The sequence below is a fragment of the Halomonas colorata genome (assembly GCF_014897985.1).
Taxonomy (GTDB): domain Bacteria; phylum Pseudomonadota; class Gammaproteobacteria; order Pseudomonadales; family Halomonadaceae; genus Vreelandella; species Vreelandella colorata.
On the sequence record NZ_JABUZA010000072.1, the window covers coordinates 1 to 8,531 of the forward strand.

Sequence of the window (8,531 nt, forward strand, 5' to 3'; positions counted from 1 at the left end):
AGAAGAGTGTCTGAATTTTCGATTTTTTGTCGGCTCAAGTGAGCGTTGATGAATATCGGCAGTTATTCAGACCTTCCTTAGCTAGTTAGTTAGCTAAGTATAGATAATGTTTTATTATAAAGCATTGGTTTTAATAGTTTAGTGAAGTATGCCCAAGGGTTTGTTTCATAAGTTTTGATTTTGTCTCTCTTTGTAATTAAGTGTTTATTTAATTTGTTGATGAATACTTTTTTTATTCACTAGAGTGTTTTGTTAAAGTCATCATCATATTTTTTTCATTGATTTTAGTTAACCCGACTGATCTGAAAGGCTGGCATCTCTGGTTTTTTTTATAAAAAAAATTGCAAGCCTTTAATTCCAATAAAAATTTTATCCGGCTTATATTTAATCTTTTATGATTTAGAGGAAATGTTGGTTTTTTTAATCTTTTTTAACAATAAGTTTGAATTAATTTTTTTCTTGAATGCTACTTTTTTTGTATTAAATTAATATTGTCGGTATTGATCTATGTCAAAGAAACAGTAGTTAGGCGTGATAAGCAGTTCTAATAAGAAGGTTCTAGGCGCTGTGGAGTTAAGCCTTTATTTTATTGCGTTATTCTTTGAGAGAAAGGGGACGTTATGATCAAGTGGGCAAAGCCAATTATATTGGCAGCAGCATTTATCGGAATAGTAGCCGATGCGAATGCTCAAAACTTTACTGATGTAAGCCTAGAAGTTACTGATATAAGGCCGGGTTATATCCGTAATGGGTTATTTTTACCCATCCCAAATATTTCTCAAGTACAAAGTGGAGTAGGCAGGCTTTCTAAAGAGCAAACTGTAAGATTGCTTGGAAACCCTAATGATTCTACCTCCAGCATACAGGATGATAATTGGTTTTATAATATCAACTTGCCTCTGGAAACTAACGACTACTTAGTTTGTCAGTATAGGGTTTCTTTTTCAAATCAAGTCCTTAGCAGTCTTGAGTGGCGAAGGCCTCAATGTGCTGCCAGGTATGCAGCCCTCGTCAAACCGGAAGTGCTTTCTCTATCCGCAGACCTACTATTTGGTTTTGATAGTGCAGATATTTCTCCCGGCGGTGTAAGCGCCATACGCCAACTCTCTTCTGAAGTTCGGCAAAATTTCAATAATCCTTCAGTCAACGTGATTGGCTATACCGATCGTCTTGGTGATGAGGATTATAACTTGTCCCTGTCTGAGCAGCGCGCTCGTGCTGTATCGATAGCTTTAATAGAAGGGGGCATCTCTCAGCAATGGATTACTTATGAAGGTCGTGGCGAAAACGAGCCAGTCGTGTCCTGTGCTGACAATATGCCAAGACCGCAGTTAATTTCATGTTTAGCGGAAAATCGTCGAGTCAACATTGTCTTGAAAGAAAGATCTTAGCGTTAGAAGAATTAAAGCCAGCGTGTTGGAAGTGTTTCTTTTTATTTGCTGATAATCCGCTCTGGATATCAAGTTTAATAGCATGAGCTTTTGATGATTTTAAAGCGTAAACATTTGACGAAAAAATAATTTTAAAAGATCGGATTCATATCGCTAATGCTTTTAATAAAGCCTTAGCGACGTGGTGTCGCTAGTTGAAAACTGTCCAAGCTCGCAGGCTATTTGTGGCTCCCGGGACCGTACATAGAAACGAAAAGGTGAAACATGGCTAACCAAGCGATAGTTATCACAGAAAAAGCTAATGGCAACGTCACTCAACAACAAGCAAATGACGTTATAGCGCTGCAATCTCCCAGCGCTGTAAAAATATCGGTTGGTCCTGAGGAAATTGCGTCATTTAACCAGTCGGGTATGAATCTGGTTATTGTACTCAAGTCAGGTGAGCAGATTGTTATTGCTGATTTCTTTGTTGTCACTGATGACGTACGTAGTGAATTGATATTAGAGGATTCCAACGGAGTACTCTGGTTAGGACAGTATCAATCACCTTGGTCGCATTTTGCCTTTGCCGAAATTAATGAAGAAGGATTAGTGGCTGCTGGCGATGTTTCGCCATGGGTCTTTGCTCTAGGTGGCTTAGGTGTATTGGGTGCAGCTATTGCAGCCAGCGACTCTTCTAGTTCCGATTCTAATCCTCCTGATAACGAAGAGCCTGGCGCTGGTGATGGCATCGACGATGGTGATGAGCCCGACGCCGGTGACCCAATGGACCCCGATGATGGCGACGCAGATGCCGATGCGGACGGTGATGCGGATGCAGATGCGGACGCCGATGGCGATGCGGACGGTGACGCGGATGCAGATGCTGATGGCGATGCGGACGGTGACGCGGATGCAGACGCAGACGCAGATGGCGATGCAGATGCAGATGCGGACGCAGATGGCGATGCGGATGCAGATGCAGATGCAGATGCGGACGGTGACGCGGATGCAGACGCAGACGGTGACGCGGATGCAGACGCAGACGCAGACGCTGATGGCGATGCGGATGGTGACGCGGATGCTGATGCAGACGCTGATGGCGATGCGGATGCAGACGCCGATGGAGATGCGGACGGTGACGCTGATGCAGACGCGGATGCGGACGGTGACGCGGATGCAGACGCAGACGGTGACGCGGATGCAGACGCAGACGCAGACGCTGATGGCGATGCGGATGGTGACGCGGATGCTGATGCAGACGCTGATGGCGATGCGGATGCAGACGCCGATGGAGATGCGGACGGTGACGCTGATGCAGACGCGGATGCGGATGGAGATGTTACTGCTCCGATAGCTCCTGCGCTCGCATTAGCAAATGATACTGGTGCAGATGATAACGACGGTATTACCAGCGATGGCACGGTCAACGTAGGCAACCTCGAACCCGACGCCACCTGGGAATACTCCCTCGACGGAGGCGATACCTGGATCGAGGGTGTCGGCGAGAGCTTTGAGCTCCCCGACGGCACCTATGCCGACGGCGATGTAATCGCGCGCCAGACGGATGCGGCCGGTAATACCAGTGATCTTGGCTCGCTGGGTGCCGTCATTATTGATAGTGCTGCCCCGGATGCGCCGGTGATTGACACCGTCACCGACGTCATCGGCGACAACGGTGAGCCGACCGGGACCACGGTAGTGGGTACCGCTGAGCCGGGCAGCACGGTAGAAGTGCGTGATGCGGATGGCGAGGTGGTGGGCAGCGGCCTTACCGACGAAAACGGTGACTACACCCTGACCACCGACACGCCGCTGGTCGAAGGTGATGCCTATGACGTGGTCGCTATCGACGCGGCGGGGAATGAATCTGATCCTTCTCTATTGATCGGCACGATCATTGCCCCGGCGACGCCGAGTCTGGTGCTGGACAACGACACCGGCGCAGATGATAACGACGGTATTACCAGCGATGGCACGGTCAATGTGGGTAACCTCGAACCCGACGCCACCTGGGAATACTCCCTTGACGGAGGCGATACCTGGATCGAGGGTGTCGGCGAGAGTTTTGAGCTTCCCGATGGCGACTATGCGGCGGGCGATGTGATCGCTCGCCAGACGGATGCAGCCGGTAATACCAGCGGCAACGGATCACTGGGCGCTGTCATCATCGACAGTGCTGCTCCCGAAGCACCGACATTGGTGCTGGACAACGACACCGGCGCAGATGATAACGACGGTATTACCAGCGATGGCACGGTCAATGTGGGTAACCTCGAACCCGACGCCACCTGGGAATACTCCCTTGACGGAGGCGATACCTGGATCGAGGGTGTCGGCGAGAGTTTTGAGCTTCCCGATGGCGACTATGCGGACGGCGATGTGATCGCGCGTCAGACGGATGCGGCCGGTAATACCAGTGATCTTGGCTCGCTGGGTGCCGTCATTATTGATAGTGCTGCCCCGGATGCGCCGGTGATTGACACCGTCACCGACGTCATCGGCGACAACGGTGAGCCGACCGGGACCACGGTAGTGGGTACCGCTGAGCCGGGCAGTACAATAGAAGTGCGTGATGCGGATGGCGAGGTAGTAGGTAGTGGCCTTACCGATGAAAACGGTGACTACACTCTGACCACCGACACGCCGCTGGTCGAAGGTGACGCCTATGACGTGGTCGCTATCGATGCGGCGGGAAATGAATCTGATCCTTCTCTATTGATCGGCAATGCTATTGCTCCGGCGACACCGAGCCTGACGCTGGACAATGATACCGGCGCAGATGATAACGACGGCATTACCAGCGATGGCACGGTCAACGTAGGCAACCTCGAACCCGATGCCACGTGGGAATACTCCCTCGACGGAGGCGATACCTGGGTCGAGGGTGTCGGCGAGAGTTTTGAGCTTCCCGATGGCGACTATACGGCGGGCGATGTAATCGCTCGCCAGACGGATGCGGCCGGTAATACCAGTGGCAACGGATCACTGGGCGCTGTCATCATCGATAGTGCCGCTCCCGAAGCACCGACATTGGTGCTGGACAACGACACTGGCGCAGATGACAGCGACGGTATTACCAGCGATGGCACGGTCAACGTAGGCAACCTCGAACCCGACGCCACGTGGGAATACTCCCTCGACGGAGGCGATACCTGGGTCGAGGGTGTCGGCGAGAGTTTTGAGCTTCCCGATGGCGACTATACGGCGGGCGATGTAATCGCTCGCCAGACGGATGCGGCCGGTAATACCAGTGGCAACGGATCACTGGGCGCTGTCATCATCGATAGTGCCGCTCCCGAAGCACCGACATTGGTGCTGGACAACGACACTGGCGCAGATGACAGCGACGGTATTACCAGCGATGGCACGGTCAACGTAGGCAACCTCGAACCCGACGCCACGTGGGAATACTCCCTCGACGGAGGCGATACCTGGGTCGAGGGTGTCGGCGAGAGTTTTGAGCTTCCCGATGGCGACTATACGGCGGGCGATGTAATCGCTCGCCAGACGGATGCCGCTGGTAATACCAGCGGCAACGGATCACTGGGCGCTGTCATCATCGACAGTGCTGCTCCCGAAGCACCGACATTGGTGCTGGACAACGACACCGGCGCAGATGACAGCGACGGTATTACCAGCGATGGCACGGTCAACGTGGGTAACCTCGAACCCGACGCTACGTGGGAATACTCCCTTGATGGTGGCGATACCTGGGTCGAGGGTGTCGGTGAGAGTTTTGAGCTTCCCGACGGCACCTATGCGGCGGGCGATGTGATCGCTCGCCAGACGGATACGGCCGGTAATACCAGTGATCTTGGCTCGCTGGGTGCCGTCATTATTGATAGTGCTGCCCCGGATGCGCCGGTGATTGACACCGTCACCGATGTCATCGGCGACAACGGTGAGCCGACCGGGACCACGGTAGTGGGTACCGCTGAGCCGGGCAGTACAGTAGAAGTGCGTGATGCGGATGGCGAGGTAGTAGGTAGTGGCCTTACCGATGAAAACGGTGACTACACTCTGACCACCGACACGCCGCTGGTCGAAGGTGACGCCTATGACGTGGTCGCTATCGATGCGGCGGGAAATGAATCTGATCCTTCCCTATTGATCGGCAATGCTATTGCTCCGGCGACACCGAGCCTGACGCTGGACAACGACACCGGCGCAGATGATAACGACGGCATTACCAGCGATGGCACGGTCAACGTAGGCAACCTCGAACCCGACGCCACGTGGGAATACTCCCTCGACGGAGGCGATACCTGGGTCGAGGGTGTCGGCGAGAGTTTTGAGCTTCCCGATGGCGACTATACGGCGGGCGATGTAATCGCTCGCCAGACGGATGCCGCTGGTAATACCAGCGGCAACGGATCACTGGGCGCTGTCATCATCGACAGTGCTGCTCCCGAAGCACCGACATTGGTGCTGGACAACGACACCGGCGCAGATGACAGCGACGGTATTACCAGCGATGGCACGGTCAACGTGGGTAATCTCGAACCCGACGCTACGTGGGAATACTCCCTTGATGGTGGCGATACCTGGGTCGAGGGCGTTGGTGAGAGTTTTGGGCTTCCCGATGGCGACTATGCGGCGGGCGATGTGATCGCTCGCCAGACGGATGCTGCCGGTAATACCAGTGACCTTGGCTCGCTGGGTGCCGTCATTATTGATAGTGATTTGGATGGCGGAGATGGTTTGCTAGATCCATCTCAGGTATTGCTAGGCGCCCTGCTGCCTGGTCTTGAAGGACTCCTAAACTTGGACGAGGGCGTATTAAGCGATTTGGTTATAGATACCGACGCCTTGACTTCGAGTCTTAATGACGCGCTCGGGCCACTACTAGGCTTCGAATTTGACCCTGACGACCCTAATGGTCTTGATGAATTTGATAATTTGTTTGCTGGGGCAACCGATAGTTTAGGTAATGTCCTTGGCCCGTTGATTGGAGAAGCGCTAACCCAAGATGTTTTAGATGCATTAGACCTGCAGGTTGATTTTATAACGGATGGCGTAATTACCCTGTTGCAGGACGGTTTGCTGGGCGGTCTGCTGGTTGGCCTGGGGTTAGGGACAACGCTTGAGAATTTGCTAGGAGAGAGTGGTCAGCTTGATAGCCTCCTAGAGACGATATTGGGCGATGGCAGTCTGATTGGTGGAACGCTAGCCGAACAGGGCTTAATAGGCGGCTTGCTAGCTGAAAATGGCACTATTGGTAACCTGCTTGTTGAAAATGGGCTCGTCGGATTGTTACTTGCTGATGATGGGTTGGTAGGTGGGCTCCTGGCCGACGGAAGCGATCTTAATAATCTTTTAAGCGCATTGTTAAATGATCAAGGGATCTTAGATGGTCTGCTTTCTGGCCTCTTTGGCAGCGAAGGCGGTGTACTCGGCGGCCTGTTAAAGAATGGAGCAATGGAAGGCTTGTTGGATGAAGCGGGATTGCTCACTGCCCTTGTGGGCTCTCAAGGTGTGCTGGGTGGCGTTATTGACGAATTAGAAACCTCCTTAACTGATTTGACTGAGAGCCTTGGTCTAAATCTGGGTCAACTGCTTGACGATGAACTGTTCCCAGACCTTCTAAATGAAGGGGGGGGGCGTTGACCAACTTCTAGGCTCGCTAGTAGGGGCTGAAGGAGTTTTAACGCAGCTTCTGGGGACTGAAGGGGCTGGTGGACAGCTTGCAGATAAGTTGCTTGGGGCTGAAGGCCCTCTTGGATCGCTGCTGGAAAGCCTTGTTGGCGAAGGCGGCCTGCTAACCAATCTGATTGGTGATTTGTCACTCAATGACAGCCAAGTTAATGGTCTGTTGGAAGGGTTGCTGGGCGAAGAAGGATTGCTGGCTAATCTCCTGGGAACGGATGGTCCCTTGGGTGGCGTGCTTGAAGATACCGACTTGTTGAATGGTCTATTGGATGAAGAAGGGCTGCTTGCAGGATTGGTAAATAGTTTACTGGGTAACGGCGGCTTACTTGAAGGTTTGATAGGCGAAGAAGGCCTCGTGGGCGAGTCAGGCTTTGTCAATAATCTGCTTGATACCATCTTGGGACCTAATGGATTACTGGCAGGCCTATCCCTTACAGCTGTGGTTGACCTTGAGCTACAAACGGATCTTCTTGCCAACCTGCTTGGGCCAGACGGCCTATTGGCTGGTCTACTAGGAGCCAACAGCCCGCTAGGTAATCTGTTAGGTGAGGAGGAAGCGCTCGGGGCGTTATTGGGGAATGACGGCATCGTCGGTAACCTGCTGGAAACCTTGCTAGGCGAGGAAGGCGTTCTTAGCGGCCTGCTGGAAGGTGACCCCGAGGGCAGTGAGCTATTGAGTACCCTGCTACAGCCGCTGCTGGGCGAACAGGGGCTGCTGGCCGACCTGCTGGGTAACGAGGCGTTGGAAGGTGACTTGCTGAACGACCTGCTCGACGGTTTGCTAGGCCAAGGTGGCCTGCTGTCGGGTCTGATCGGTACCGGTGGGGTGCTGGAAGGCCTGCTGGGTGAAGGTGACGAAGGTCTGCTTGATGGCCTGTTGGGTAACGACGGCGTTGTTGCTAACCTGCTCGATACGGTGGTAAGCGAGAATGGTCTGCTGGGTAACCTGACCGAAGGCGACCTGTTGGGCGGCGAAGGTGGCTTACTGGGTGAGCAGGGTCTAGTGGGCAGTCTGCTGGATACCGTGGCGGGCCCGAACGGCCTGCTGAGTGGCTTACTCACCACCACGCCGGTGGACGGTGAGCAGGTCACCGGTCTACTGGATGGCCTACTGGGTGAAAACGGTCTGGTGGCTGGGCTGCTTGGCGGCCAAGGCTTGGAAGATAGCCAGTTACTCGATGGACTGCTGGGTAACGACGGTGTTGTCGCTAACCTGCTCGATACGGTGGTAAGCGAGAATGGTCTGCTGGGTAACCTGACCGAAGGCGACCTGTTGGGCGGCGAAGGTGGCTTACTGGGTGAGCAGGGTCTAGTGGGCAGTCTGCTGGATACCGTGGCGGGCCCGAACGGCCTGCTGAGTGGCTTACTCACCACCACGCCGGTGGACGGTGAGCAAGTCACCGGTCTACTGGATGGCCTACTGGGTGAAAACGGTCTGGTGGCTGGGCTGCTTGGCGGCCAAGGCTTGGAAGATAGCCAGTTACTCGATGGACTGCTGGGTAACGACGG

At 53.4% G+C, this 8,531-nt stretch carries 2 protein-coding genes and 1 pseudogene; all 3 read left to right on the plus strand.

Going from position 1 to position 8,531, the window contains the following annotated elements; all coding sequences use genetic code 11:
- Positions 1-620: 620 nt before the first annotated feature.
- Positions 621-1,391, plus strand: a complete 771-nt coding sequence (locus tag INT33_RS20360) for an OmpA family protein (RefSeq protein ID WP_193092892.1) — start codon at positions 621-623, stop codon at positions 1,389-1,391.
- Positions 1,392-1,655: 264 nt separating this feature from the next.
- Positions 1,656-6,980, plus strand: coding sequence for an Ig-like domain-containing protein (locus INT33_RS20365; RefSeq protein WP_193092893.1), 5,325 nt, complete (start codon positions 1,656-1,658; stop codon positions 6,978-6,980).
- A pseudogene (locus INT33_RS20370) lies at positions 6,961-8,531 on the plus strand (hypothetical protein); the annotation flags it as partial. The gene INT33_RS20365 and the pseudogene INT33_RS20370, both read left to right, overlap by 20 nt.